Annotated in this window: 25 protein-coding genes and 2 pseudogenes; 16 read left to right on the top strand and 11 right to left on the bottom strand. The window is 63.4% G+C overall.

Features of this window, described 5'->3' with window-relative positions; all coding sequences use genetic code 11:
- Positions 1-48: 48 nt before the first annotated feature.
- From SA190iCDA_RS16125 to SA190iCDA_RS16115, 3 genes are all read left to right on the top strand, one after another.
- A complete protein-coding gene (locus SA190iCDA_RS16125; protein ID WP_070886387.1) occupies positions 49-498 on the top strand; it encodes a YcgN family cysteine cluster protein in 450 nt (149 codons plus the stop codon).
- Between the two features lie 119 nt (positions 499-617).
- The gene (locus tag SA190iCDA_RS16120) at positions 618-1,844 is read left to right on the top strand and encodes a hypothetical protein (RefSeq protein ID WP_070886386.1); all 1,227 of its coding nucleotides are present in this window, start codon (positions 618-620) and stop codon (positions 1,842-1,844) included.
- A gap of 395 nt (positions 1,845-2,239) precedes the next feature.
- On the top strand, positions 2,240-2,704 hold the full coding sequence (locus tag SA190iCDA_RS16115; protein ID WP_070886385.1) for a hypothetical protein: 465 nt from the start codon (positions 2,240-2,242) through the stop codon (positions 2,702-2,704).
- A 55-nt stretch (positions 2,705-2,759) separates the two neighbouring features.
- Here the strand turns inward: SA190iCDA_RS16115 and SA190iCDA_RS16110 are convergent, their stop codons facing one another.
- Positions 2,760-3,227 carry an RNA methyltransferase gene (locus tag SA190iCDA_RS16110; protein ID WP_070886384.1) on the bottom strand — a complete coding sequence of 156 codons (468 nt, stop codon included), beginning with the start codon at positions 3,225-3,227 and terminating at the stop codon, positions 2,760-2,762.
- A 48-nt stretch (positions 3,228-3,275) separates the two neighbouring features.
- Positions 3,276-3,644: a YajD family HNH nuclease gene (locus tag SA190iCDA_RS16105; RefSeq protein WP_070886383.1), complete on the bottom strand. Its 369-nt coding sequence runs from the start codon at positions 3,642-3,644 to the stop codon at positions 3,276-3,278.
- 120 nt (positions 3,645-3,764) lie between these two features.
- Between SA190iCDA_RS16105 and SA190iCDA_RS16100 the strand changes: the two genes are divergently transcribed.
- Positions 3,765-4,025: a hypothetical protein gene (locus SA190iCDA_RS16100; protein WP_070886382.1), complete on the top strand. Its 261-nt coding sequence runs from the start codon at positions 3,765-3,767 to the stop codon at positions 4,023-4,025.
- Between the two features lie 28 nt (positions 4,026-4,053).
- Here SA190iCDA_RS16100 and SA190iCDA_RS16095 read toward each other — a convergent pair whose 3' ends face one another.
- The gene (locus SA190iCDA_RS16095) at positions 4,054-6,093 is read right to left on the bottom strand and encodes a S9 family peptidase (protein WP_070886381.1); all 2,040 of its coding nucleotides are present in this window, start codon (positions 6,091-6,093) and stop codon (positions 4,054-4,056) included.
- A gap of 189 nt (positions 6,094-6,282) precedes the next feature.
- Between SA190iCDA_RS16095 and SA190iCDA_RS16090 the strand changes: the two genes are divergently transcribed.
- From SA190iCDA_RS16090 to SA190iCDA_RS16080, 3 genes are read left to right on the top strand one after another with little or no spacing between them, the layout of a single operon-like run.
- Positions 6,283-6,756, top strand: a complete 474-nt coding sequence (locus tag SA190iCDA_RS16090; RefSeq protein ID WP_070886380.1) for an MFS transporter — start codon at positions 6,283-6,285, stop codon at positions 6,754-6,756.
- Positions 6,757-6,780: 24 nt separating this feature from the next.
- Complete coding sequence (locus tag SA190iCDA_RS16085; protein WP_070886379.1) at positions 6,781-7,557, top strand: class II glutamine amidotransferase; 777 nt, start codon at positions 6,781-6,783, stop codon at positions 7,555-7,557.
- Positions 7,558-7,586: 29 nt separating this feature from the next.
- On the top strand, positions 7,587-8,120 hold the full coding sequence (locus tag SA190iCDA_RS16080; protein ID WP_070886378.1) for a DUF2937 family protein: 534 nt from the start codon (positions 7,587-7,589) through the stop codon (positions 8,118-8,120).
- A gap of 55 nt (positions 8,121-8,175) precedes the next feature.
- On the opposite strand, the gene SA190iCDA_RS16075 is transcribed toward SA190iCDA_RS16080, so the two are convergent.
- The 3 genes from SA190iCDA_RS16075 to SA190iCDA_RS16065 form a co-directional block, all read right to left on the bottom strand.
- Positions 8,176-9,354, bottom strand: coding sequence for a vWA domain-containing protein (locus SA190iCDA_RS16075; protein WP_070886377.1), 1,179 nt, complete (start codon positions 9,352-9,354; stop codon positions 8,176-8,178).
- Between the two features lie 146 nt (positions 9,355-9,500).
- Positions 9,501-10,346 (bottom strand): AAA family ATPase, encoded by an 846-nt coding sequence (locus tag SA190iCDA_RS16070; protein ID WP_070886376.1) that lies wholly within the window; start codon positions 10,344-10,346, stop codon positions 9,501-9,503.
- Positions 10,347-10,445: 99 nt separating this feature from the next.
- Positions 10,446-11,519: a DUF748 domain-containing protein gene (locus SA190iCDA_RS16065; RefSeq protein WP_070886375.1), complete on the bottom strand. Its 1,074-nt coding sequence runs from the start codon at positions 11,517-11,519 to the stop codon at positions 10,446-10,448.
- Positions 11,520-11,653: 134 nt separating this feature from the next.
- Here SA190iCDA_RS16065 and cysK point away from each other — a divergent pair, with 134 nt between their 5' ends.
- Complete coding sequence (gene cysK, locus SA190iCDA_RS16060; protein ID WP_070886374.1) at positions 11,654-12,628, top strand: cysteine synthase A; 975 nt, start codon at positions 11,654-11,656, stop codon at positions 12,626-12,628.
- A gap of 145 nt (positions 12,629-12,773) precedes the next feature.
- Here the strand turns inward: cysK and SA190iCDA_RS16055 are convergent, their stop codons facing one another.
- On the bottom strand, positions 12,774-13,661 hold the full coding sequence (locus SA190iCDA_RS16055; RefSeq protein WP_070886373.1) for a DMT family transporter: 888 nt from the start codon (positions 13,659-13,661) through the stop codon (positions 12,774-12,776).
- Positions 13,662-14,011: 350 nt separating this feature from the next.
- On the opposite strand from SA190iCDA_RS16055, the gene SA190iCDA_RS16050 reads away from it, so the two are divergent.
- From SA190iCDA_RS16050 to SA190iCDA_RS16040, 5 genes and pseudogenes are all read left to right on the top strand, one after another.
- A complete protein-coding gene (locus tag SA190iCDA_RS16050) occupies positions 14,012-16,183 on the top strand; it encodes a TonB-dependent receptor family protein (RefSeq protein WP_070886372.1) in 2,172 nt (723 codons plus the stop codon).
- Between the two features lie 191 nt (positions 16,184-16,374).
- Positions 16,375-16,500, top strand: a complete 126-nt coding sequence (locus SA190iCDA_RS23160) for a PA1414 family protein (protein ID WP_268963853.1) — start codon at positions 16,375-16,377, stop codon at positions 16,498-16,500.
- 520 nt (positions 16,501-17,020) lie between these two features.
- Positions 17,021-17,302, top strand: a pseudogene (locus SA190iCDA_RS23520) (PAS domain-containing protein); the annotation flags it as partial.
- Between the two features lie 264 nt (positions 17,303-17,566).
- A complete protein-coding gene (locus SA190iCDA_RS16045) occupies positions 17,567-18,586 on the top strand; it encodes a methyl-accepting chemotaxis protein (RefSeq protein ID WP_419203947.1) in 1,020 nt (339 codons plus the stop codon).
- A gap of 60 nt (positions 18,587-18,646) precedes the next feature.
- Entirely contained in the window at positions 18,647-19,246 is a 600-nt protein-coding gene (locus SA190iCDA_RS16040) for a tRNA-uridine aminocarboxypropyltransferase (RefSeq protein ID WP_070886370.1), read from the top strand.
- An 11-nt stretch (positions 19,247-19,257) separates the two neighbouring features.
- Here SA190iCDA_RS16040 and SA190iCDA_RS16035 read toward each other — a convergent pair whose 3' ends face one another.
- The 3 genes and pseudogenes from SA190iCDA_RS16035 to SA190iCDA_RS16025 form a co-directional block, all read right to left on the bottom strand.
- On the bottom strand, positions 19,258-20,106 hold the full coding sequence (locus SA190iCDA_RS16035; protein ID WP_070886369.1) for a pirin family protein: 849 nt from the start codon (positions 20,104-20,106) through the stop codon (positions 19,258-19,260).
- A gap of 131 nt (positions 20,107-20,237) precedes the next feature.
- Positions 20,238-21,014 (bottom strand): VacJ family lipoprotein, encoded by a 777-nt coding sequence (locus SA190iCDA_RS16030; RefSeq protein ID WP_139159505.1) that lies wholly within the window; start codon positions 21,012-21,014, stop codon positions 20,238-20,240.
- Positions 21,007-22,304 (bottom strand): annotated as a pseudogene (locus SA190iCDA_RS16025) (serine/threonine protein kinase). Before SA190iCDA_RS16025 ends, SA190iCDA_RS16030 begins: the two are co-directional and overlap by 8 nt.
- Positions 22,305-22,580: 276 nt before the next feature.
- Between SA190iCDA_RS16025 and SA190iCDA_RS16020 the strand changes: the two are divergent.
- Positions 22,581-22,955, top strand: coding sequence for a hypothetical protein (locus SA190iCDA_RS16020; RefSeq protein WP_070886367.1), 375 nt, complete (start codon positions 22,581-22,583; stop codon positions 22,953-22,955).
- A gap of 267 nt (positions 22,956-23,222) precedes the next feature.
- Here the strand turns inward: SA190iCDA_RS16020 and SA190iCDA_RS16015 are convergent, their stop codons facing one another.
- Entirely contained in the window at positions 23,223-24,776 is a 1,554-nt protein-coding gene (locus SA190iCDA_RS16015; RefSeq protein ID WP_070886366.1) for a beta (1-6) glucans synthase, read from the bottom strand.
- A gap of 182 nt (positions 24,777-24,958) precedes the next feature.
- On the opposite strand from SA190iCDA_RS16015, the gene SA190iCDA_RS16010 reads away from it, so the two are divergent.
- Together SA190iCDA_RS16010 and fliE are read left to right on the top strand one after the other, a co-directional pair.
- A complete protein-coding gene (locus SA190iCDA_RS16010) occupies positions 24,959-25,285 on the top strand; it encodes a ComEA family DNA-binding protein (RefSeq protein WP_070886365.1) in 327 nt (108 codons plus the stop codon).
- 232 nt (positions 25,286-25,517) lie between these two features.
- The gene (gene fliE, locus SA190iCDA_RS16005; protein ID WP_070886364.1) at positions 25,518-25,847 is read left to right on the top strand and encodes a flagellar hook-basal body complex protein FliE; all 330 of its coding nucleotides are present in this window, start codon (positions 25,518-25,520) and stop codon (positions 25,845-25,847) included.
- The last annotated feature ends 2 nt before the right edge of the window (positions 25,848-25,849 follow it).

The raw sequence follows: 25,849 nt of genomic DNA, 5'->3' as shown, positions 1-25,849 counted from the left end.
TGCAGACCTAGACTGCCGGCCTTTTCGCCCCGACCTGCAAGTTCGACCATGGCCATGCCCGCGCATCCTTTCTGGCAACACAAGACCCTCGAGCAGCTCGACCACCAGGAGTGGGAGTCACTGTGCGATGGCTGTGGGTTGTGCTGCCTGCAAAAGCTGGAGGATGAGGATGACGGTGCGGTGTATTACACGCGCATCGCCTGCAAGCTGCTCGATCTGCAGACCTGCCGCTGCAGCGACTATCCGAACCGCAAGCGCTTCGTGCCCGATTGCATTCAGCTCACGCCTGCCCAGGCCGACCAGTTCCAGTGGCTGCCGCCGACCTGCGGCTACCGGCTGGTCAGCGAGGGCAAGGATCTGCCGTCCTGGCATCATCTGGTATGCGGCGACCCCGATGCCGTACACCGCGAACGCATCTCCCAGGCGGGGCGCATGCTCAGTGAAAACAGCGTCGCCGAAGATGACTGGGAAGAACACCTGATCTTTCGCGCCGGCTGAGTGTCTGTGATGAGCCGTTAAGGCTCGTTTAAGCGCGCTGGTGTTTGATGACGCCGTTGCGCATAGTCTTGCCCTTGATCCCCCTTGACGTTCCGCCCGTTCGTTCTGGAGTCTCCTGTATGTCGATTCGTTGCCTGCTGCTGTCCGCTGTTCTGTTGAGTACCGGCACACCCCTGTGGGCCGCCGAGAAGGTCGATCTGGACTACAAGGTCAAATTCCTGCCGCAGAGCGACGAGGCGGAAGTCAGCATCACCCTGGAAGAGGGCGAGCAGGTGCGAGGGCTGAATTTCAACCTCGGCGACGAGGGGTATTACAGCGACTTCAAGGCCGACGGTGAGTGGAAGCCCGAAGGCGATAACCGCGGCCTGTGGGTGCCCGCCAAGGGCAAGAGCAGCCTGAGCTACAAGGTGCGCATCAGTCACCCCCGGGGCGAAGGCCGGTTCGATGCGCGCATGACCGAGGACTGGGCGCTGCTGCGCGGTGACGACTTGATCCCCAGTGCGAGCCTCAACCAGGTCGACGGCCTTGATCTGGTCGCGCGCCTGGAATTCGATCTGCCCAAGGGCTGGCGCAGCGTCGAGACCGGCTGGCCGCGGGTGGGCAAGAACAAGTTCCGCATCGACAACCCGCAGCGCAAGTTCGACCGGCCCACCGGTTGGATTCTTGCCGGCAAGATCGGCACCCGCCGCGCCAAGCTCGGCGAAACCCAGGTGACCATCGCCGCGCCGGTGGGCGAGGGCATGCGCCGGATGGATGCGCTGACTCTGCTGACCTTCGTCTGGCCGGAGATGCAGGCGGTGTTCCCCCGTGACCCCGCCAAGCTGCTAGTGGTCGGGGCCGGTGACCCGATGTGGCGCGGTGGCCTGTCGGCACCCAACTCCTATTTCATGCACGCCGACCGACCGCTGGTCAGCGAGAACGGCACCAGTTCGCTGGTCCATGAGCTGGTGCACGTGTTCAGCCGTATCAGCGATACCGACAAGAGCGACTGGATCAGCGAGGGGATCGCCGAGTATTACGCCATCGAGGTGATGCGCCGTGCCGGCGGGCTGAGCGAAGACCGCTACCAGAAGGTCCGCGAGCACCTGATCAAGTGGAGCAAGCCGGTCAAATCCTTGCGCACCGAGAACTCTACCGGGCCGGTCACCGCCCGCGCGGTATTGCTGCTGCAGGAGCTCGATCGGGAGATTCGCCAGGCTACCAAGGACGGTCAGGAACGTTCCCTGGACGATGTGGCCCGTGGCCTGATGCGCATGGACAAGGCCAGCACCAAGGACTTCATCGAGATTACCGAGAACGTCATGGGCCGCAGTTCGAAGGTGCTGGATACCCGCCTGCTGCGCTGACCCCAGGCGGTCGCTGCCATGCGCTTGCGCAGTGGCGCGCCGCGCTCCCTGGCTCGCGGAATCTGCGCGAGCCACCTTCCTGTCAGGTATGGATCACTTCACCCTGTTTCGCGACATGGCATCTGCAGAGCCCGTCCAGGATCCTGATCGGATTGAATTGGCTAGGCGAGCGAAGGCCTGATCTATCGAATTTATCGATGTTTAATTATCGAGGCGAAACGCCCGGTCCGGTGCCATGGCGGCCTGCGCGTTTTGCTTAGAGGCCTAGTGCTTCATGGCTTCGACCGAGATATCAATGGAGTCGATCTTTACTATTCTCGGGATCGAGTTTTTCATCAAATTTTCTTGAGTAACATGAGCTCCATACCCACTTACTTCCTCCCAAGGAGCTCATCATGAAAACCGAATTTATCGCCAGCCTGTTTATCGCCACCCTTGCCAGCGCTGCCTTCGCGCTGCCCCAGGGCCCGCTCGAAGCCACCTCTTCGCAGTCGATCAGCACCCAGAAGGTAGCTGAAGACGGCTACAAGCGTACTGGCGGCAAGATCGCCGAGAATGGCTTCGAGCGCACCGGTGGCAAACTGGTCGCCGAAGACGGTTACAAGCGCACCGGCGGCAAGATCGCTGAAAGCGGTTACCAGCACGTAGGCGGCAAACTGGTTGCCGAAGATGGCTACAAGCGTACCGGTGGCAAGATCGCTGAAAGCGGTTACCAGCACGTAGGCGGCAAACTGGTTGCCGAAGATGGCTACAAGCGCACCGGCGGCAAGATCGCTGAAAGCGGTTACCAGCACGTCGGTGGCAAACTGGTCGCCGAAGATGGCTACAGCCGCACCGGTGGCAAGGCCGAGATGTCCTGATCGGTCAGCCCTGAAACAAAGCCCGGCATCGTCCGGGCTTTATTTTGTCTGCGCTTCAGTACTTGGCGCCGGTACGGGTGTTGTTGCCTTTGGCCAGGCGGTCGTAGAGCACCACGTTGACCGTGGCCGCCAGGTTCATGCAGCCCTCGGTGGGGATGTAGATCACCTCTTCGCACCAGTCGCGCACGCTCTGGTCCAGCGAGCCGTCTTCGGGACCGAAGATATAGAAGGCGCGATCCGGGTGGGTGTAGGTGGGCAGGGGGCGTGCGCCATCCACCAGCTCCACGGCGACCGGCGTGCAACCCAGCGGGATGACCTTCTGCAGGTCGTCGATACCGATCAGCGGGATGTCCAGGTGCACGCGCTTGGTGTCGGTGACGAAGTCGCGGGCGCGCTCGTAGCGCTTGCCGGTGTAGAACACCGAGGCCACGCCATAGCAGCCCGCGGCGCGCATCACCGCGCCGACGTTTTCCGGCGACTTGGGGTTGTAGAGACCGATGCAGCTGTATCGTTTGTTGCCCACGGACCAGGCCTCGAGAAAGGGGCCGGCATTATACGACCAGTTCGCTCCTCAGGATTTTTTCTGCAGCAGATCAGCGAGGTTGGCGAAGGCCTTGTGGGTGGTTTTCGGGCCGGTCTGGCTGGCCGTCGAGCCTTCGCTGAAATACTGCTGGTCGGTGTAGCGGGCGTGTTCGTTGTCGTGACAGAACAGACACAGCAGTTCCCAGTTGGAGCCGTCCTGGGGGTTGTTGTCGTGGTTGTGGTCGCGATGGTGCACGGTCAGTTCGCTCAGACGCTTGCCGGAAAATTCTCGGGCGCAGCGGCCGCAGACGTGCGGGTACATGCGCAGGGCCTTGTCCCGGTAGCCTTCTTCACGGCTGCGCTGGGCGTCGGCGAGGATGCGGTCGAGTTTGGAGGGTGGCGTGGACGGGCTGCTCATGATCGCTCCTTGCTGGCGTATGCGCGCAGTATATAGGCAGGGCCGTGGAATCAGTCTGCACTTTCTGGCGGCGGGCACTGCCCAATGCAGCATGTCCCACTGCCTTATGGAGTACTGACCATGCGCACCCCTCTACTCGTTCTGATCAGCCTGCTGTCGATGGGCGGCATCGCCCAGGCCCAGCAGCAGTCCGCCCCGCCCGAGCCTGCCGGTGCGATTCAGACGCCCGAGGTGCCTGACCCGTCCAAGGTCGACCCCGACACCCCGCCGGTGATTCGCGACGGGCGTGACAACGATGAATCCACCAAAGCCGCCCAGGATGCCTCCGAGCGTCAGCAGGAGCAGGCGCCCGAGGAGCAGGGCGAGCAGATCCCCGACTGACGCCACGGCTGCCGGCTGCGGCAGCCTGCTATCGGCCTGCCGCGCGCAGGCCGAGCACCTTGAAGACGAAGGCATATTCCAGGGCCACGTCACGGATGGCCTGGTAACGACCGCTCATGCCGCCGTGGCCGGCTTCCAGGTCGGTCTTGAGCAACAGCAGGTTGTCGTCAGTCTTCAGTTCCCGCAGGCGCGCCACCCACTTGGCCGCCTCCCAATATTGCACGCGGCTGTCGTTGTAGCCGGCCACCGCGAGGATGGCCGGGTAGCGTTGCGCCCGGACGTTCTCGTAGGGAGCATAGCCCTTGATGCGCGCATGGGCCTGCGGCTGGTTGGGGTCGCCCCATTCGTCGTACTCGGTGACGGTCAGCGGCAGCTCCGGGTTGAGCATGGTGTTGAGTACGTCGACGAAGGGCACTTCGGCGATGGCGGCGGCGAACAGCTCAGGCCGCTGGTTGAGTGTCGCGCCGATCAACAGGCCGCCGGCGCTGCCACCGCTGATCACCAGCTGCGAGGCGCTGGTGAAACCCTTGGCGATCAGGTGCTCGGCGCAGGCGATGAAGTCGCTGAAACTGTTCTGCTTGTGGGCGAGTTTGCCGGCACGGTACCAGGCTTCGCCCAGTTCGCCGCCGCCGCGCACATGGGCGATGGCGAACACCACGCCGCGATCGAGCAGGCTCAGGCGCGCGTGGGAGAACCAGGGGTCGAGGCTTTCACCGTAGGCGCCGTAGCCATACAGATAAAGGGGCGCCGCCTGGCCCAAGGCATCGCGACGCGCGACCAGGCTGATCGGCACCTGGGTGCCATCCGGCGCGGTGGCCCAGAGGCGCTGGTTCTGGTAGTCGTCGGCGGCGAAGTCGCCGAGAACCGGCGTCTCCTTGAGGACCCGCTGGGTGCCATCGGCCAGGTTCAGTTCGCGAACCTGCGCCGGACGGTTGAGCGCTTCGTAGCGCAGACGGATCACCGGGCTGGCGAATTCCAGGCTGTCCTGCACGTACAGGCTATAGGCGGCGTCCGGCAGGCTGACCCGATAGCCGGCCAGTCCTTGCGGGCGTACATCGATGACCGGCAGGCCACCCTCGCGCAGGCTGAGCACCAGCGCCGACTCGGCCAGGCTGACGCCCTCGAGCATCACATGTTCGTCGTGCGCCACCAGTTCCTGCCAGTCGGGCCGCCTTGGTCGTTCGGGCGCAGCGCTGTACAGCGCGAAGTTGATGCCGCTCTGGTTGCTGCGAATCAGCCAGGTCCACTGGCCATCCAGCTTGCCGTGGTCGGCGTAGTACTCGTGGCCTTCTTCGCGCGCGGCCAGGCACTGGAAGGCCTGCTCGGGCGTGTCGGCGTCCAGTATCCAGGATTCGGTGGTGGTCTTGCTGCCCAGCAGCAGCACCAGGTGACGCTCGGAGCTGCTGCGGTAGCAGCTGAGAAAGAAACGCTCGTCGGCTTCGTGGAAAACCTGGGTGCTGCGTGCAGCGCCCAGGCGAAAGCGGTGCAGGGTGGCGGGGCGATGGGTGTCGTCCAGCTCACCGTAGAACAGGGTCTGGCTGTCATTGGCCCAGGTCATGCTGCCGTCGCAGTCTTCGAACGGCAGCTCGCTGATGGCGCCGCTGGCCAGTTCCTTGACGAACAGCCGATAGGTTTCCTCGCCGCTGGTGTCCAGGCTGTAGGCCAGGCGCTGCTGGTCGGGGCTGATGCTGAACGCACCCAGGGACAAAAAACCACCGGCGGCCATCTCGTTGGGGTCCAGCAGCAGCTGCTCGGCGTTCTCGTCGAGTGTCAGGCTGCCATCGGCCGGGCGAGGGCAGCGATAGTGGCGTGGGTATTCGTCGCCAGCGGTGGTGCGCTGGTAATAGAGGTAATCGCCCCAGGGCGTTGGCAGGGACAGGTCGGTTTCGCGGATGCGCGCCTTGATCTCCTGGAACAGCTGCTCGCGCAACGGCAGGTCGTCCAACTGGCTTTCCAGGTAGGCGTTCTCGGCACGCAGGTGCTCAAGTACCTCGTCGCTGTCGCGGGCCTCGAGCCAGTGGTAGGGGTCAGCGCCGGCGGCCTTGCGGGCGATGGGGGCGGTGGTCATGAATATCTCCAGAGCGAGGGGCGACATCCGGGCGCACTCCCAAACGCTTTCGTCTCTGCGTTTTAAGAAATGCCCTGAAGGCGCCGAACCGGGTAAAAGCCGTTATCATAAGCGCCTTTGTCGTCCGGCAACCGCGCCAATGCGCATTCGTCCGCTCGAGCCCAGTCAAGCAAGGGAACCATCGCCCTCATGATCGAAAACGACTATTTCCTCGCCTGGGGCGCCTATGCGATTGCCGCACTGGGTTGCCTGCTGGTGTGGTTCAGGATTACCAGCTGGATGTGGCGCTACCTGCGCGAGCCGCTGCGGGTGCTGGTGGCGATTCTGCTGTTCTGCCCGACCATCGTCGACCCGGCCAAGGAGCTGTTCGCCCCGGCCGTGGCGATCGTCGCACTCGACCTGCTGTTCAAGGTCGGCAGCAATGCCTGGCGGGCCGTGGCGGACCTGGCCATGTACGGAATGATCGCGTTTGCCGTCTACCTGCTGTTCGTGGCCATTCGCTGGCCGTTCCTGAACCGTGCCAAGGCGCGCAAGGCGGCGCGCGAAGAGGAGCAGGGCGAGGGCAGCGACCTGACGCTGCGCGAGCGCCTGCAGCAGGAGCAGGAACCGAGCTATTCGGTGCCACGCGGTAGTCGCGGCGCTCGCGTCGAACCGCGTTTGTAAGCCCGATCAATCGAGAGCCCGATCATGTGTGAATTGCTCGGCATGAGCGCCAATGTCCCCACCGATATCGTCTTCAGCTTTACCGGGTTGATGCAGCGGGGCGGACGCACCGGGCCGCATCGCGATGGCTGGGGCATCGGTTTCTACGAAGGGCGCGGGCTGCGTCTGTTCCAGGACCCGCGGGCGAGCAGCGAGTCGGAGGTGGCGCAGCTGGTGCAGCGCTACCCGATCAAGAGCGAGGTGGTGATCGGCCATATTCGCCAGGCCAATGTCGGGCGGGTGTGCCTGGCCAACACCCATCCCTTCGTGCGTGAGCTGTGGGGGCGCAACTGGTGCTTTGCCCATAACGGTCAGTTGGCCGATTTTCGCCCGGCGCTGAGCTTCTACCGCGCCATTGGCGACACCGACAGCGAGTCGGCCTTCTGCGACCTGCTCAACCGCATTCGTACCGCCTTCCCGGAGGCGGTGCCGATCGAGGTGCTGTTGCCTGAACTTGTCGCCGCCTGCGCGGCCTATCGACAGCACGGCGTGTTCAACTGCCTGCTCAGCGATGGCGACTGGCTGTTCAGCTTTTGCTCCACCAAGCTGGCGCATATCACCCGGCGTGCACCCTTTGGGCCTGCGCACCTGCGTGATGCCGACATGAGCGTGGATTTCCACGCCGAGACCACACCCAATGATGTGGTCTCGGTGCTGGCGACCGAGCCATTGACCGACAACGAGCAATGGTCGCTGTACCAGCCGGGCGAATGGCGTCTGTGGCGCGCCGGCGAATGCATCGCCCAGGGCCAGAGCAACTGACTGACGTCCCGCGGGGCGGCGAGGGAAGGATGGTACGAAGTTATCTGCGTCTGGCGCTGTTCGCCCTTGGCCTGCTGCTGGGCGTTCAGGTGCCGGGTTTCATTGACGATTACGCCAAGCGCGTCGAGGCCCATCGCCTGGAGTCCGAGCAGAGCCTGAGCGGCTTTCGCGATACCGCCCGGCGCTTCTTCGACGGCGACCTGCAACGGCTGGTCGGCCATTACCGCAACAGCAGCGATCCGGTGATGCAGAGCGATGCGCGCAGCGTCGGCCTGCTGGTCGAACGTTCGGCGCTGCTGGAACAGGAATCGCTGGCCATGCAGGGCCCCTGGTATCGCCAGGTCTGGCACCTGGCAACGGCCGCCGATAGCCAATTGCTGGCGGAAACCCGGGCAGCCTACCGCTATCAGGTGCTGCTGGCGCCGGAGGCGATCGCCTGGGGTATCGTCTGCGCGCTGTTCCTGGCCTGGGTGGTGGAAAGCATCCTGCTGTTGCTGGCCCTGCCATTCGGTCGTCGTCAACGTCGTACAGTGCCCGAGCGGCAAACGCCGCGCATGCGCTAAGCGCAAGTGTGTAGCCCGGCTGTCGCTTCGCTCGACCCGGGCTGAAAGCATCTGCTTACTTGGCCAGAAACCGCATCCCGTCTTCCAGCCCCTGCAGGGTCAGCGGGAACATCTGCTCGTTGATCAGCTCGCGGATGATGCGCGTCGAGCTGGTGTAGTCCCAGGCCTCACGCGGGTAGGGGTTGATCCAGATGAGCTTCTTGTAGGTTTCCATGAAACGCTGCAGCCACACGTAGCCCGCTTCCTCGTTCCAGTGCTCGACGCTGCCGCCCGGCTGGGTGATCTCATAGGGCGCCATGGCGGCATCGCCGATGAACACCACCTTGTAGTCGGCGCCGTACTTGTGCAGCAGATCATGGGTGGAGATGCGTTCGGCAGTACGCCGCAGGTTGTTCTTCCACACCGATTCGTACACGCAGTTATGGAAGTAGAAATACTCCATGTGCTTGAACTCGATACGGCAGGCCGAGAACAGTTCCTCGCAGACCTTGACGTGGGCGTCCATGGAGCCGCCGATATCGAACAGCAGGAGCAGCTTGACCGTGTTGCGGCGCTCCGGGCGCATCTGGATGTTCAAGAGGCCGCCGTCACGGGCGGTGTGGTCGATGGTGCCATCGAGGTCCAGCTCATCCAGGGCGCCCTGGCGGGCGAACTTGCGCAGGCGGCGCAGGGCCACCTTGATGTTGCGCGTGCCGATCTCCACCGAGTCGTCGAGGTTCCTGTACTCGCGCTGATCCCACACCTTGACGGCCTTGCCCTGGCGCTCGCCGGCATCACCGACGCGTATGCCTTCCGGGTTGTAGCCGCCCGAGCCGAACGGGCTGGTGCCGCCGGTGCCGATCCACTTGTTGCCGCCGGCGTGGCGTTTCTTCTGCTCTTCCAGGCGCTTCTTGAATTCCTCGATCAGCTTGTCCAGGCCGCCCAGGGACTGGATCTGCGCGCGTTCTTCGGCGCTCAGCGAGCGCTCGAATTCCTTGCGTAGCCACTCTTCAGGGATCAGCGCTTCGAGGTGCTGGTCGAGGTTCTGCAAACCGTCGAAGTAGGCGGAAAAGGCCCGGTCGAACTTGTCGAAATGGCGCTCGTCCTTCACCAGAATGGCGCGAGCCAGGTAGTAGAATTCATCCATGTCGGCGAACACCACCTTGTGCTCCAGCGCATCGATCAGGTCGAGCAACTCGCGCAGGGACACCGGCACCTTGGCCGCACGCATTTCGTTGAACAGGTTGAGCAGCATTGTCTATGCCCTCGGGATCATCCGTAGGGTGGGTTAGCCGCGCAGCGGCGTAACCCACCATTGATGCCGCAGGCATCATGCTTGCCAGCCTGGCGGCTGGACGGTGGGTTACGCTTCGCTAACCCACCCTACAAGGACGTTCGATATCAGCGATTACCGCGGCGTGCCATAAATGCCAGGCGCTCGAGCAACTGCACGTCCTGCTCGTTCTTCACCAGAGCGCCAGCCAGGGGCGGAATGGCCTTGGTCGGGTCGCGCTCGCGCAGCACCGTTTCGCCGATATTGTCGGCCATCAGCAGCTTGAGCCAGTCGACCAGTTCGCTGGTCGAGGGTTTCTTCTTCAGGCCCGGGACCTTGCGCACGTCGAAGAATACGTCCAGCGCTTCGGCCACCAGGCTGTTGCTGATGCCGGGGTAGTGTACGTCGACGATCTTCTGCAGGGTCTGGCGGTCCGGAAAGGCGATGTAGTGGAAGAAGCAGCGGCGCAGGAAGGCGTCCGGCAGTTCCTTCTCGTTGTTCGAGGTGATGATGATGATCGGCCGGTGCCTGGCCTTGATGGTCTCGTCGGTCTCGTAAACGTAGAACTCCATCTTGTCGAGTTCCTGCAGCAGGTCGTTGGGAAACTCGATATCGGCCTTGTCGATCTCGTCGATCAGCAGCACCACGCGTTCGTCGGCCTCGAAGGCCTCCCACAGCTTGCCTTTCTTGATGTAGTTACGAACGTCGTGAACCTTGTCGGAGCTGAGCTGCGAGTCACGCAGGCGGCTCACCGCGTCGTACTCGTACAGGCCCTGGTGCGCCTTGGTGGTCGACTTGATGTGCCAGGTGATCAGCCGCGTGCCGAAGGATTCGGCCAGCTGCTCGGCGAGCAGGGTCTTGCCGGTGCCGGGTTCGCCCTTGACCAGCAGCGGGCGCTGCAGGGTGATGGCGGCATTGACCGCCAGCTTGAGGTCATCGGTGGCGACATAGTGCTCGGTGCCTTCGAACTTCATCGGGAATCCTCGGCAGGCGAATGGGAAAACGCCGACTATAGCGCGCCCGGCGCATGGGTGTGAACGCGCCTGGCGTATTCAGTCACTGAATGGACGCGCTCAGGGCTCCTCAGCGGCATCACGCTCGAAACCGCTGTTGAAGGCCTGGATGAAGCCATTGCGCAGGATACCGATGAACGCCTGGAAGGCGCTGACATCCTGCTGCTTGGTGCTGCCGCGCAGTTCCACCCGGGTGGCGATCTGGTCACGCGGGCGGTTCTTGAGCACCTTTTCGCTGCCGGCCACCACCGCTTCCCAGATCGAGCGGAAGAAGCCCTTGTCCTGGTTCTCGACATCCTGTTGCCAGTCGAACACTTCCACGTCGCGCAGCAGTGGCTTGATATAGCCGCTGAGCTGGGAGTCCTCGGCGAAGGCCTCGATCACGATATCGCCGGTGCCCGACTTGAAGTCGAACTTGCCATAGGCATTGGCCAGGTCATTGAGGCGCGGCAGCTCGATGTCGGTGGCCCTTACGCGGAACTCGAAATCCTGGAAGTTGTGGAAGGGGTCGAACACCGCGCTGGCTTCCAGTGGCGCCTGATCCATCAGCTTGGCCTTGCCTTCGAAACGGGCCACGCGGTCACCCTGTTCGTCGGCCACGTTGGTCAGGTTGTACAGGCTGGCGTGGATGGCGTTGGCCTTGAGCTTGACTGGCGGGGAGGCATTGAAGTTGTAGAAGCCCAGGGCGCCGTCGTTGACCCGCACCTCGTTGAGGGTGATGGGCAGCAGCTTGTTCAGCTGCTCACGCCAGTCGGTGCCTTCACCGGTCTGCGAATCTTCGCGGCTCTTGCCATCGACGAAGTTCACCTCCGGCCGTTCGAAGACCACCCGAGCGACCACGGCACCATTTCGCAGCAGCTCCTTCCAGCTCACCGAAATGTCGATCAGGGGGGCGTCGACGAAGGGCACCGGCAGCTCCTGGGTGACCTTGACGATACGCAGGCCATTGATGCGGTAGCCGCCACGCCACAACGCCACGTCGACGTCTTCTATATGGCCGCGGTAATCGCCCATCTCGGCCAGCTTGTCGTTGAGGTAATTGCGCACCATGTAGGGCAGGGCGATGTGCACGACCAGCAGCACGGCGAGCAGGCCGAGGCAGATGCACAGGGGCAGGCTGTAGCGACGTTTCATCGTGGGTGTCCGGTTTCGCGGTGTCAGGAGTGGACTGCCGCCGCTGCGCCTGAGTTCGAACTTCCAGACGCTGGACGCGCCCCGGCTTGAGGCATAGGCTGACGGGCTCAGTCATGACAAGGAACCGATACACCATGAGCCGCATATATGCAGACAACGCACAGGCTATCGGCAACACGCCCCTGGTGATGATCAACCGCCTCGGACCCAAGGGCGTGACCATCCTGGCCAAGATCGAAGGCCGCAACCCGGCCTACTCGGTGAAGTGCCGGATCGGCGCCAACATGGTCTGGGACGCCGAGTCCCGCGGCGTGCTCAAGCCGGGCATGACCCTGGTCGAGCCGACCTCCGGCAATACCGGAATCGGCCTGGCATTCGTCGCCGCCGCACGGGGCTACAAGCTGATGCTGACCATGCCGGCCTCCATGAGCCTGGAGCGGCGCAAGGTATTGAAGGCGTTGGGCGCCGAGCTGGTGCTGACCGAGCCCGCCAGGGGCATGAAGGGCGCGATCGAGAAGGCCGCGCAAATCGCTGCTTCCAACCCCGAGCAGTACTACATGCCGCAGCAGTTCGAGAACCCGGCCAACCCGGCGATCCATGAGAAGACCACCGGCCCGGAAATCTGGAACGATACCGAAGGCGCCATCGACGTGCTGGTCTCCGGGGTCGGTACTGGCGGCACCATCACCGGTATTTCCCGTTACATCAAGCAGACCCAGGGCAAGGCGATCCTGTCCGTGGCGGTCGAGCCGGTTTCCTCGCCGGTGATCAGCCAGACGATGGCCGGCGACGAAGTCAAACCCAGCCCCCACAAGATCCAGGGCATTGGCGCCGGCTTCGTGCCGAAGAACCTCGATTTGTCGCTGGTCGATCGCGTCGAGCAGGTCACCGATGAAGACGCCAAGGCCATGGCCCTGCGGCTGATGCGCGAGGAAGGCATCCTCTGCGGGATTTCCTGTGGCGCGGCGATGGCGGCAGCGGTGCGCCTGGCCGAAAAACCCGAGATGCAGGGCAAGACCCTGGTGGTGATCCTGCCGGACTCCGGGGAGCGTTACCTGACCAGCATGCTGTTCAGCGACCTGTTCACCGAGCAGGAATTGCAGCAGTAAGTTTGCGTGATCAGATCGTCCCTACGCTCTGCGTGGGAACGCTTTACGGGACGTCAGGTGGTCTGCCAATTGGTGGGCTGAAGCCCACCCTACGGAGTACACGCAGTTGTAGGGTGGGCTTCAGCCCACCAAAACTGAGCGTGCGTTAAGCCGGCACCTTGGCCGCAGGACGAACCACCAGCCACAAGGCGATGGCGATCAGGATGCCGCCGTACAGATGCGCCCAGGACAGCGGCTCGCCGAGCAACAACGCGCCCCACAGCACGCCGAAGATCGGAATCAGAAAGGTGGTGGTCGAGGCCTTGATCGGCCCGATGTCATTGAGCAGGCGGAAATACAGTACGTAGGCGAAGGCCGTGCAGCCCAGGCCCAACGCCAGCAGCGACGTCCACTCCAGCCAACCGCCCCAACTGGCCGGTGCCTCGAGCGCCAGCGAACCGGCGAACAGGGGCAACAGGAACAGGCTGGCGCCCAGCAGGCTGCCGAAGGCGGTGAGGCGATTGTCCAGGCGTCCCGCTATCCAGCGTCGGGTCAGAAAACCGGCCACGCCATAGCACGCGGTCGCCAGCAGGCAGGCGAGGGCGCCAAGCAGCAGGCCCATGTCCAGCTGCGCCGGTCCGCTGCGGGTCAGCACGGCGACCCCGAACAGGCCCAGGGCGACACCCGCCGCGCGACTCGTCGTCATCGCTTCGGTGAAGAACAGCGCGCCGATCAGCACGCCCATCATCGGTGTGGTGGCATTGATGATCGCCGAGTAGCCCGCTGGCAGCACCAAGGCGGCCATGCTGTACATGGCCGAGGGAATGCCCGCATTGATTATCCCGAGTATCAGGCACAGCCCGAGCTTGCCGTGGAAGTTCCACTTCACCCGCATCAGCAACAGGATCGCCAGCAGGCCCAGCATGGCGATGGAGGCGCGAAAGAAGGCCGTGGGCATGCTGCCAATCACTGGCGCGACGATCCGCATGAACAGAAAGCTGGCGCCCCAGATCGCAGCGAGCAGCAAGAGGCGCAGCATGTCGGCAGGGCGCAAGGCAGACTCCCGTCAAGGAATGAAGGGCGGCAGTGTTGCTGGATGATGCACGCAAGGCAAGCCCAGCGTCTGCCAGTACCGGCCATTGGCGGTGGCGCATGGGTACGTCATGGGCCTTTTATCCTGGGGCATCTCTGGTCCAGGCGCCGAGCGCGGCGCCTGGCGTCACTATTGTTTGAACGTGGGTTTGCGCCCGCGGGTCGCACCTCAGGTCCGCTCGGGTGACAATGGCAGGTTTCGCGCCTGCGGCGCTCAACCCGCTTGCCGAGTCATCCCTGTTTCAAGACCACCCCGCTCCGGGTGGCTGCGCCCACGGGCGCCAAGTCGAACAATGAAAGGATCCTTTTGCCATGAGCTGTAGATCTCCTTCGCGCGCCTTCGAACTTTCCCGCCTGGGCGGGGCCCTGCTGCTATGTGGCTGCGTGGCGGCGGGCACCTCCCAGGCGCAGGAGGCGGCCGGCGGCCTGGTGCTCGAACCCAGCGTGGTCAGCGGTTCGCGAAGCGCGGCGCAGAGCTTCGACCTGCCATTCTCGGTGGACAGCATCGACCGCGAGCAGATCGGCGACGGTCAGTTGGGCATCAATGCCTCCGAGGTGCTGACCCGAGTGCCTGGGCTGGTAGTGCAGAATCGCCAGAACTACGCACAGGATCTGCAGATATCCTCCCGCGGCTTTGGCGCGCGCTCGGCCTTTGGCGTGCGTGGGCTGAAACTGATTACCGACGGAATTCCCGCCAGCACCCCGGATGGCCAGGGCCAGGCCGCCACCTTCAACCTGGACACCGCCGAGCGCATCGAAGTGCTCCGGGGGCCGGCTTCCACGCTGTATGGCAGCAACGCCGGTGGGGTGATCCAGATGTTTTCCCGCGATGGTGTCGGCCGGCCGCGTATCGGCGCAGAGACACTGATCGGCAGCGACGGCCTGACCCGCAATCACCTCACCGCCGAAGGCGAGGCGGATGGCGTCGGCTTTGTGCTCGACGCTTCGCGGATGGACACCGACGGTTACCGTGACCACAGCTCGGCGCGCCGCGACCAGACCTTCGCCAAGCTCGACTTCAAGCCCGATGAAGACAGCAGGCTGGCGCTGATCTACAGCAGCCTGGAGCAGAACGGCACCCAGGATCCATTGGGGCAGGCGTGGGCGGCATACAAGGCGGATCCAAGATCGGTGGCTACTAATGCCAATCGGTACAACACACGCAAGAGCATCGATCATCAGCAACTGGGAGCGAATTATGAGCGGTATTTCGGTGACTCCGCGCTGCAATTAACGGCGTATGCGGGCAAACGCCATGTCATTCAATATCTAGCGATTCCTATAGAGCCAGGTCCTAGGCCTGGCGCAGACCCCATCAATCCGCAAGCTAACGCCCGTCACAGCGGCGGAGTAGTAGATTTCGAGCGAGAGTTTCACGGTGGCAGCATACGTTGGCTTCAGCCGGTGGCCGGTGTTACTGGAGACCTTCAGCTTGTGTTTGGTCTCGACTATGACCAGAGTCGAGATGATCGCAAAGGTTACGAAAATTTCGTTGGTACGCTGCCTGATGTTATTCGTGGAGTCAAAGGTGACCTGCGTCGCGACGAAGTCGACACCGTTACCAGCCTGGATCCCTATGCCCAGGCCGCCTGGATCATTGGCAACTGGACCCTGCAGGGCGGCTTGCGCTACAGCACCGTTGAAGTGGATGTCGATGACAACTATATCGCCGGCGCCAATGGCGATGACAGCGGTACCAGGCGTTACGAAAAGGCCACTCCATCGGTCAGCGTCGGCTACGCCTTTACGCCTGACCTGAACGGTTACATCACCGTCGGCAAGGGTTTCGAGACGCCCAGCCAGGCGGAGCTGGCCTATTCCCGGGGAAACGCGGGTTTCAATTACGGCCTCGAACCTTCAGAAAGCACCCAGTATGAAATCGGTCTGAAAGCCCGCGTCGCCGGAGACACCCGCGTCAACGCTGCCATTTTTCAGATCAACACCGATGACGAGATCGTCGTGCTGGAAAACAGTGGCGGCCGCACCAGCTACCAGAATGCCGGCAAGACCCTGCGCCGCGGCTTCGAACTGGGGGTCGAAAGCCAGTTCACCGAGCAATGGTCGGCAGCGCTGGCCTATACCTACCTGGCGGCGACCTACGATTCGCGCTTCGCCGCTGGCAACGCCGTCATCGACAAGGGCAACGACCTGCCCGGGGTACCCCGCACCACGCTGTTCGGTGAACTGGCCTGGAGGCCGGTCGACGGCATCAGTACGGCGCTCGAGGGGCTTTACCGCAGCCAGGTGTACGTCGAGGACACCAATACCGAAAGAGCCGCGCCCAGCTATGCGGTGTTCAATTGGCGTACCCGCTTCGAACAGCAGTTCGGTCCATGGAAAGCCCAGCAGACCTTGCGCCTGGACAACCTGGCCGACAAGCAATACGTCGGCTCGGTAATCGTGGGTGACGGCAACGGGCGTTTTTACGAGGCGGCGCCGGGGCGCTCCTGGTACGCCGGTGCCGGCGTCGAGTATCAGTTTTGAGCCGGATCGCGGGCGCAGTCATCCCGCCATGGGGCGCACCGCAGGATTCGCGGCCTCCAGCAGGTAACTAAGCGACGGTCGGTAGCGCCTTGCAACGCTTTGGGGCTGCTTGGCTCTCCACTCCCGCCCAGGTTTCAGCTACTCTGAAATCAAGCGGTCAACATAGCCGTGCGCAGTTTGAGGATACCCTTATGAAAAACTGGTTCGAAAAAATCACTGCCCAGCTCAACGCGCTGTTTGCCCCGCGCATGCAGCCCATTCCAATCCGTAGCGACGAGCAACGTCGCCTGGCCGAAGAGCGCCGTCGGCGCCGCTGATACCGCGCATTTCTGCTGTGAGCGTCGTTTAGGGCGCTCGCCATGGATCGGCCACGCCCTCACTGCGCTTGGCTCTAGTCATCTTTCATACCAACCGATATCTTGATCAGGTCGAGCTCACGCATCAGCCTGTTTCCCCGTGCGTGCGCTAACCTTCAGCCGCCCATTGCCTCGACTGGCGTCATGCCGTTCGGCGCGTCGGCTCGCAGACCTTTCCTGCCCTCCACGCGATGCAGAACCGCAAGCGATCACGGCTTGTTCGGCAGAACGCGGCTGCAAAGTTAGTTCAATGACACCCTCAAGTCGTTGAACCTGTTGCCGACAAAAGAAGCAATCCCCGTTCGGGTGAGCAGTGAGCAAGGTATGACAAGGGAGCTGCAGATCGGCTTCCTGTGTTTTCTCTCTCCAGCGTTTCGAGCATTACATACCCACCGCCTACCCTTGCTGGCGCGGCAGCTTTGCTGTGCTAGACATAGTGGAGTGGAAAGGACGTACCTTCACGTATTAAAGGATCGCAACCATGCGTCAGAATCTTCCGGTAACTCAGCGGGAACGGACTTTTCCCGGTCACGAGCGGTTGATTTCCACCACTGATCTAAACAGCAAGATCACCTACTGCAACGATGCTTTCGTGGCCATCAGCGGGTTCACCCGGGAAGAACTGATCGGTCAGCCGCACAACCTGGTACGGCACCCCGATATGCCGCCCGCCGTCTTTGGCCATATGTGGGAAACCATCAAGCAGGGCAAGCCCTGGATGGGCATCGTCAAGAATCGCTCCAAGAATGGCGACTTCTACTGGGTCAGCGCCTATGTCACCCCGATTTATGAGAATGGCAAGGTGGCAGGGTACGAGTCGGTTCGTTCTCTGCCTACCGAGGATCAGAAGCGCCGTGCGGAAAAGTTGTACGCACGTTTGCGTAATGGCAAGCCGCCGGTGCCGGCGATTGAACACCTTACTTATGACCTGATCCGCTCCTGGCCGCTGATCGTTGCGACCTTGATCATCCTGGCGGCCCAGGCGGCACTCTCCGGGATATGGCTGGGTCTGCTGGTGATTGCGGTGATGACAGCATTGGCCTCCTATCAACTCTACAGCAAGCGTGCCTTGATCCGGCGCACCCTGGGTGACCACCCCAAGGCCTTTACCAGCAGCCTGGTGGCCCTTACCTACAGCGATAACCGAGGCGCCCAGGCCCTGCTCGACATGGCCATGATCAGCGAAGAAGCGCGGCTGCAGACGGCCCTGACGCGCCTGGAGGATGCCGGCGTCAACGTCAAGCGGCAGGCTGCCCAGGCCGCCGGCTTCTCGCGTTCCGGCGCCGAGATGCTCGATCAGCAGCGCAGCGAGACCGATCAATCGGCAACTGCCATCAACCAGATGGCCGCCACCATTCAGGAAGTCACCCAGAACGTGCAGAGCACCAGCCACGCCGCCGAGGAGGCGGACCGGTTGGCCAGGGAAGGGCGGCAACTGGCGGGCGGCAGCCTGGAGTCGATGCAGCACATGGCCCAGGCCGTGGCGGATATCGGCCAGGCGGTGAACGATCTGGCCAACTCGACGCAGTCCATCGGCAGCGTGGCCGACGTGATCACCTCGATTGCCGAGCAGACCAACCTGCTGGCCCTCAACGCCGCCATCGAGGCGGCACGTGCGGGCGAACAGGGCCGCGGTTTCGCCGTGGTGGCCGACGAGGTTCGTTCGCTCGCCTCGCGCACCCGTGAGTCGACCCAGCAGATCCACCAGATCATCGCTTCGCTGCGCGCCGGCGCCGAGCGTGCCGTTGCCACGGCCGGGCGCGGTGAGGAAATCTCCCGGGAAAGCGTGCAGAGCGTGGAGGCGGTGCGCACTGCGCTGGACGGCATCAGCGAATCGGTCAGTCGTATCAGCGGCATGAGCCAGCAGATCGCGGCGGCCTCCGAGGAGCAGGGCCAGGTGGCTGACGACATCAGCCGGCAGATCACCCGCATCGCCCATCTCTCCGAGCAGGGCGCCGAGCAGGCCCATCAGGGCGCGGCCATTGGCAGGGAGCTGGAAACCATGGCCGACTACCTGCACAGCCTGGCCGAACGCTTCAACCGCTGACCGGTGATCCTCGGCTGGCAGTGAGCGCTGTGGCACACTGCGCGGCTGAGGAGACCTGCCATGCCACGCCCCCGTTGTACCCGCTGCAAGCGCCCGGCCAGCCACTGCCTGTGCAGCTTGATTCCCGACCTGCCGAGCCGCACCGAAGTGCTGGTTCTGCAGCATCCCGATGAAGTGGACCACGCCCTCAACACCGCGAACCTCGCGGTACTGGGGCTGCGCAATGCGAATTTGTGGGTGGGTGAGGTATTCGACGCGTTGCCGGATTGGCTGGCGCAGCCGGGTTATCGCCCCTGCCTGCTGTTTCCCGGTGAGGACGCGCGCCCGATCAACCAGCTTTGTCGAGATGCAGACCGGCGCCCCGTCCGTCTGGTGGTGCCCGATGGCACCTGGCGCAAGGCGCGTAAGCTGCTCTACCTCAATCCCGTTCTGGACGCCTTGCCACGGGTAACCCTGGTCGATGCGCCGGCGTCGCGCTATCGCCTGCGCAAGGCGCCGATGGAAGGCTCGCTGTCGACGCTCGAGGCGCTGGTCGAGGCGTTGAATCTGCTCGAGGCGCCGGCTGATTACCGTGAACTGCTCAAGCCCTTCGATGCGCTGATCGAGGGGCAGATCGCGGCGATGGGCGAAGACACCTTCAGGCGCAACCACCTGACCTGAGCAGTACTCGTTCAGGCAAAGCTGCCGTCACGGAAGTCGCGTAGCGCCTGCTCGATTTCTTCGCGGCTGTTCATCACGAAGGGCCCGTATTGCACGATCGGCTCATGCAACGGCTTGCCGGCGATGAGCAGCACGCCTGCGCCGGCGGTGGTGCTGATCAGCAGGTCGCCCTGATCCTCCAGGCGTACCAACCGGCCGGCCTCTACCGCGTGGCTCTCCTGGACTCGTGCCTCGCCCTGGTAAACATAGAGCAGGGCGCGATGGCCCGCGGGCAGTTCGGGACGTACGCTGCTGCCGGCGGGCAGGCGCAGGTCGAAGATATGGGGCTCGGTATGCGGGCGCTGCACGGCGCCGAGCTGGCGGTTTTTGCCCTCGACGAAGGTGCCGGCAATGACCACCGCCTCGACGTTCTGCTCGGTGTGCAGGCGCGGAATCTGCGCGCTGGGAATGTCGCGGTACGCCGGATCGGCCATCTTGTCGCGGCCCGGCAGGTTCAGCCACAGCTGGAAACCGCGCATGGCGCCCCGTTCCTGTTCGGGCATCTCGCTATGGATGATGCCCCGTGCGGCGGTCATCCACTGCACGTCGCCGCCCTGCAGCAGACCGACGTTGCCGAGGTGATCCTCATGGCGCATGCGCCCTTCGAGCATGTAGGTGATGGTCTCGAAACCGCGATGGGGATGAGGCGGGAAGCCGGCGATATAGTCGTCGGCGTTGTCGGTACTGAACTCGTCGAGCATCAGGAAGGGATCGAAACGTTCGATACCGGCGCCGCCGATGACCCGGTTCAGGCGCACACCGGCACCGTCGGAGGCCGGCTGGCCCGGTTGAATGGCGAGGACAGGGCGTAGCTGATCCATCTGACTGGCTCTCGTGAAAAGCGATGAGTCCATGGTAGGCCAGCCGGGCCGCGGGATGGATGGGAAAAGATCAACTCATCTATCGAGAAAGTCGATGTGGCCGGCGGCACCCTGGGGTGCCGCCGGCGTTTTCACTCGGCGATCTGCAGCTTGCGCGACTCGGTATAGAAGAAGCGCAGCTTCTCGTACTCGAACGGCGAGTTCAGCTGGCCATAACGGAAGCTGGTGGTCGAACGCTGATCGACGCCTCTGAGCACGACGATTTCCGGATGACTGCTGCTGACCTCGGCGACATTGAGGTAGTTGATCTGCTGGTCGACGCCGAAATCCACCACCAGACCCGTGGTGTCCCGCAGGTTGGACGGCCCGAGGATCGGCAGCATCAGGTACGGGCCGGCAGGGGAACCGTAGAAGCCCAGGGTCTGGCCGAAGTCCTCGCGGTGCTTGGGCAGGCCCATGAGCGTGGCCGGATCCCACAGGCCAGCCACGCCCAGGGTGGTGTTGAACAGCAGGCGCGCCGTGGTGTTCAGGGCGCGTTCACCCTTGAGCTGCAGGGCGCTGTTGATCAGGTTGGGTACGTCGCCCAGGTTGCTGAAGAAGTTGGTCACGCCCTTTTGCACGAAGCCCGGCGTGACATAGCGGTAACCGTCGACCACCGGCAGGAACACCCATTGGTCGAAACGGTAGTTGAAGTGATAGACACGACGGTTCCAGGACTCCAGCGGATCCTGGATTTCCAGCGCCGAGAGCGTCGAGCGTTCGAATTCGCGCTGGTTCAGGCCCGGATTGAACTTGAGCTCCTTGAGCGGTTGCTTGAAGCCATCGTCGTCGACGGTGGTCTGGGCCCAGGCGGCGCCGCAGCTCAACAGGCCAGCGAACAGTGCGAGAGTAGGGAAGGACTTAGCCACGGAAGAACTCCAACATGTCGTTGCTGTTGACGCGGTAATTGAGGTTGCCGCAGTGCCCGCCGTATGGATACACGGTCAGGCGATCGCCCATCGTACGGCGCAGGAAGCCCAGGTCGCCGGGGCCGAGGATCACGTCGTCGGCATTGTGCATCACCGCGATCTTCGGGCTGTTCTTCAGGTAATCCTCGATGCCGTACAGGCTGACCTCGTTGATCAGCTGGTTCATGCTGCCGCCGTCATAGCGGGCGCGCCACATGGGGATCAGTTGTTCGGTCATGTAGCAGTCGAAGTCGCACTGCAGGGCACGGCGAAAGAAGGGTGTCAGGCTGGTGCCTTCGCCAATCGGGTAGTCGACGGGGTGATCAGGCCACGGCGGTTGATCAGGTCCGAGGTAAAGGCGATGTCGGCAGCCGAGAAGCGGAACGAAGTGCCGATCAGCATGGCCATCTGCTCGTTGGTCAGGTGCTCCTTGGACTGCTGGAAGTCGTAGAGCAGCGCGTCGTTGATGTCCACGTAGCCCTTCTGCTGGAAATAGCGGGTCAGCTTGGCCAGCACCAGCTCATAGAAGGTGGTGCGGTTGGTGATGCCCTTGACCTGGGTCTGTACCAGACGATCCAGGTTGCTGATCGAGGTGTACAGGTTGACCGGCGGGTTGAGCATCAGCACGCGCTTGAAGTTGAAGCTGCGGCGCGTCTCGTCCAGCTGGCTGACGAACGCCGCATGCAGCGCGCCGAGGCTGTAGCCGGTCAGGTAATAGTCGGTGACCTGCAGACGCGGATGCTGGGCGCGCACGGCCTGCATGGCGCGGTACATGTCTTCGGCGTCGTCACGGCTGATGCCGGGCGTGGCGAAGCGCGAGGCGGATGTCATGAAGTCGTAGCTGGTCGGCGACGACAGCTGCACGACGTGGTAGCCGGCACCGTAGAAGAGCTTCTTCAGGTACTCGGGCGTGCCGCTCGAATAGTGCGCGCCGGTACCGGCGATGATGAAGATCAGCGGCGCCGGGCCATTCTGCTCGGCCAGCCGGTAGCTCATCTTGGTGACGGCCCAGAAGTTGTCCGGCAGCTGGAACTCCCGTTCCGGACGCAGACGGACGCGGTAGTCAGCCTGCTTGATGTCCGCGTCTTCCGGCAGCTCGGGCCGCAGCTCCGGCGGCGTGGTGGCGATGGTGGCTTCGAAGGGGTTGGTCAGCGGATAGCCGTAGGTCTGCGCATCGATGTCGGCGGCCCACAGAGGGGCGCTGAGCAGCAGGGTGCCGAGCAAGGCTGCAAGACGGGGAATGAAAGACATACAAGATCCCTTTGGAAGAGAACATTCTTTTCAGAGGTGGGCCGGCAAGCCGGTGCTTTCGGCATCAGCCGCGATGACTAGGACAACCGCCGTTGTATCAAAGTGCCATGGGAAATTCTGCCATGCTGCACACCGGGTATGCCAGATGGCGATTGGGCCGCCAGCGGCCTTTGCCGTGGCCATATGCGCCGGGTTTGGTGGGTATCGATTTGCCGCTTGCATCCGCCTGCCGGGCGATTATGCTGAGCGCCGTTTTCAAGTCCTCTGGAGTGCAGCATGCCTCGTCGTTTATCCATCGTCGCCCTGGTGATCGCAGCGCTCGTGTGCGTGGCCGCCAGTTACGCGTTGCGCTACCTGCTCATGGAAGGCGACCAGTGGGTCGGCCGCTGCGTCGAAGACCCGGGCCTGCTGGCCTGTCAGGTGCGTGCCACCCTGGGCTGGATGATCCACCTGCGGGTGATCGCCTGGGCAGCGCTGGGTTGTGCGCTGCTGGCGTTCATCCTGCCCGGCGTCTGGGGCTGGCGCCTGGCGGTGCCGGCGCTGCTGCTCGGTTTGCCGGCGCTGGCGCTGTATACCGCGAGCCTCGCGGTGTTCGCAGTCGTTCTTGCTCTGCTTCGTCTGGTGCGCGCGCCCGCTGTGGTGACGCGCTGAGAGCCTGTTCAGGACCGTTCGGCTCGGCTTCAGCGCGTTGACTGCAAAGTGGCGAAAGCAGCCGCAAGCTGCAAGCCCCAAGCTACAGGTTAAAAGCAGTCCACAGTGCTCTAGCTTCTTCTTGCAGCTTGCAGCTTGCAGCTTGCGGCTTGAAGCCCAATGTCCGCTCCTGCCTTGTTGCAGTCTCTGCAATGTCGCCTGGAAAGATCGTGAATCGGCTCCAAGACGCCGGGCGCTACGCGGCAAGCGCAGCGCCCGCGGTGGGGGTTACCGCTTCGAGTGGCGCACGCTGCGCCACAGGGCCGCTGCCAGCAGCGCGCTGGTAATGGCCCAGCCGATGGCCTGCAGGTTGTCCAGGGTTTCCTCATAGAGCTGCGGCACGATGCCGGCAGCGATCAACACCGCCAGCAGGGCGATTTCCCGACGCGGCCCTGCCGCCGGGCGCAGCAGGTACACCAGGGCCGGCAGTAGCAGCGCGGCACTCGGGAAGCTGCGATAGCGCGCATCGGTGACCATCGCCAGCATCATCACCGCGCCGGCAAAGCCGGCTGCCGCCAGCCACCAGCCGGCACGGCGCTCCAGCCAGCCGAAGGCCTGGGCTCGCCAGCCCTGCGCGGTGGACAGTGCCAGCGTGGCATGGGCCAGCACCAGCAGGTTGAGGGCGAGCAGGGCGCCTGCCCACAGCCATTCACCGACATAGCGGCTGGTCACCCAGGCCAATTCCGCCCACAGGCCGATGCAGGCAGCGCCCAGTGCGGCCAGCAACGGCAGCAGCACGGCGTTGCGCGTCGAGCTCGGGCGGCCACCGACCAGCAGGCCGAAGGCCAGAACGCCGGCGCTGATGGCCAGCCACAGTGGCCAATGGGGCAGGTTGGACACCGGCCCGGCGAGGATCGACTTGTCCTGGCGATCGGCGTCGTACAGGCCCCAGAAACCGCCCACTGCACCCTCGCTGACGCGTTTCCAGGGCTGGTCGAAGGCTTCGATCAGGTTGTAGCGCCAGCCATGCTGCTCGGCCAGGGCGACGAAGCCGCGGATAAAGGTGGCCTGGTTGACGCGGCTGGGCACCGCGGTTTCACGCTGGCGGCCTTCGCTAGGCCAGCCGGTCTCGCCGATCATGATGTCCTTGGGCGCGAACTGCTTGCCGAACAGCTCGCGTACCTCGCTCACTTCATGCAGCGCCGCGTCGATGCCGGCCGGGTTGTCTTCCCAGTACGGCAGCAGGTGGATGGTGATGAAATCGACCGCTGGCGCGACTTCCGGGTGCTTGAGCCAGAACTCCCAGACGTCGGCATAGGTGACCGGCTGGCTGATCTCGGCCTTGACCTGGTTGATCAGCTCGACCAGCTGCCCGCCGGTGACTTCCTTGCGCAGCAACGCCTCGTTGCCGACGATGACCGCCTCGACCACATCCGGATTTTCCTTGGCCAGCTTGATCAGGCCCTGGATCTCGATGGCCGTGTCATGGGGGTTGCGGCTGACCCAGGCACCGGTGATCAGCTTCAGGCCATGCTTGCGGGCCAGCTCCGGCAGCGTCTCCAGGCCGGTAACCGAATAGGTACGGATGCATTGAAAACGCTCGGCCAGCAGCGCCAGGTCGGTGTCCATCTGCTCCGGGTGGATCTGCAGGGGCAGATCGAAGGGCGACTGGTCCTTGCCGAACGGCGTGTAGGACGCGCATTGCAGCTTGTGGGTCGGCGTGGCCGCGTCGGCCAGCACCACCGGCTTGCCGATGGTTTGCCAGAGGCTGCCGAGTGCGAGGAAACCGACGATGCAGGCACAGAGATAGGGGAGCAGAGGAAAGCGGGCGGTGGCGGGCATGGTCGAACACGCATGGTAAAGGAGACGCGCATCTTAGCGGCGAGCAAGGGCTTTAGATAGACGCGGAAAAAGTAGTTACAAAGGCTCCTTTGACTGGAGGTTCAGACTGGCTATTTTCATCGTGCGGCGTGAGGAACACCCGCGTCGCTCAACTCGAGTGGAACTTACAGAGGATGTTGAACATGCTGAAAACGACCCTGCAAGCCCTGCTGTTTTTCGTGGTTGCCAGTGCGTCATCGCTGGCCAGCGCCAATGAGGCGGCGAAGGCGCCGGCTACCGAGCCCGCGGCCCAGCAAGTGGCCGAACTCAATCCCGTCAACCTCAATACCGCCGACGCCGAGACCCTGCAGCGCGAGCTCAGTGGCGTTGGCGCGGTGAAGGCACAGGCCATCGTCGCTTATCGCGATACCCATGGTGACTTCGCCTCGGTGGACGAACTGCTCGAGGTCAAAGGCATCGGTGAAGCCTTGCTCGAACGCAACCGCGACAAGCTGACCGTCGGCCAGTAGTCGCTGGCGGCCCAGGCCGCGCCTCCTTCTGGAGGCGCGGCTTTTTCATGGGCGACAGCTTTTCGTCACCATGTCTCCATCGCCAGCCCGAGGGTCAAGCCTGGCGCGTTTTCTGCTTGATCTGCCTGGTGGCCACGGATTGATGGCACGGAGGTAGTTGGCACCCTTGTTGCAAATACCCTCAGCAAAGCACTCGCGGCGTCAAAAAACCGCGGTCAGTGGAGGAAAGGTCATGAGTCAGGGTGTCGCGTTCAATCGTCTAATGCTGGAAATGCGCTCCATGCAGGCCGAGGCCATGGCGCGCAAGCCAGCCGTGCCCCAGGCCCAGGAAGTCGGCGCGCCGAGCTTCTCGGACATGCTCGGGCAGGCGGTGAACAAGGTCAGCGAAACCCAACAGGCCGCCGGCCAGCTGGCCAACGCCTTCGAAATGGGCCAGAGCGGCGTCGACCTGACCGACGTGATGATCGCCTCGCAAAAATCCAGTGTCTCGTTCCAGGCCATGACCCAAGTGCGCAACAAGCTGGTTCAGGCCTATCAAGACATCATGCAGATGCCGGTTTAAGG

This window comes from Pseudomonas argentinensis, from assembly GCF_001839655.2.
In the GTDB taxonomy this organism is placed as follows: domain Bacteria; phylum Pseudomonadota; class Gammaproteobacteria; order Pseudomonadales; family Pseudomonadaceae; genus Aquipseudomonas; species Aquipseudomonas argentinensis_B.
This window is presented reverse-complemented; position numbering and strand designations above follow the sequence as displayed.